The 322-nt window shown below is 72.0% G+C and carries 1 protein-coding gene; it reads left to right on the forward strand.

Translation table 11 applies throughout. The features are described 5' to 3' along the window. Nucleotides 1-12: 12 nt before the first annotated feature. The gene (locus B2X67_RS04335; RefSeq protein WP_286784728.1) at nt 13-171 is read left to right on the forward strand and encodes an L-lactate permease; all 159 of its coding nucleotides are present in this window, start codon (nt 13-15) and stop codon (nt 169-171) included. Nucleotides 172-322: the final 151 nt, after the last annotated feature.

The raw sequence follows: 322 nt of genomic DNA on the forward strand, positions 1-322 counted from the left end.
TGCGGCGGGGTGATGGGCAAGCTGATCTCGCCGCAATCCATCGCCATCGCCGCCGCCGCGGTCGGCCAGGTGGGCGGCGAGTCGCAGATCATGCGCACCACGCTGGGTTACAGCCTGGCGCTGCTGGGCTACGTGTGCCTGTGGACGCTGGTGCTGTCGCTGCTGCTCTGAGCCAACGCCTCAGAGGCTGTCGCCGACCGGCGTCGCGCAGCGCGCGTCGACGCTGCTGTGGATGTCGCCCTGGCGCCCGTCGCTGACCAGCACCGCGCGGCGCTGGGCGATGGCGTCGCGCAGGGCGGCGTAGTAGTCGGGTTGCCGCTCC

Origin of the sequence: Pseudomonas sp. UBA3153 (assembly GCF_002364635.1) — a bacterium.
GTDB lineage: Bacteria > Pseudomonadota > Gammaproteobacteria > Pseudomonadales > Pseudomonadaceae > Pseudomonas_O > Pseudomonas_O kuykendallii.

What these genes read in the sequence shown, in the direction of transcription:
- B2X67_RS04335 (WP_286784728.1), top strand. Translation starts at nt 13, where the DNA reads ATGGGCAAGCTGATCTCGCCGCAATCCATCGCCATCGCCGCCGCCGCG.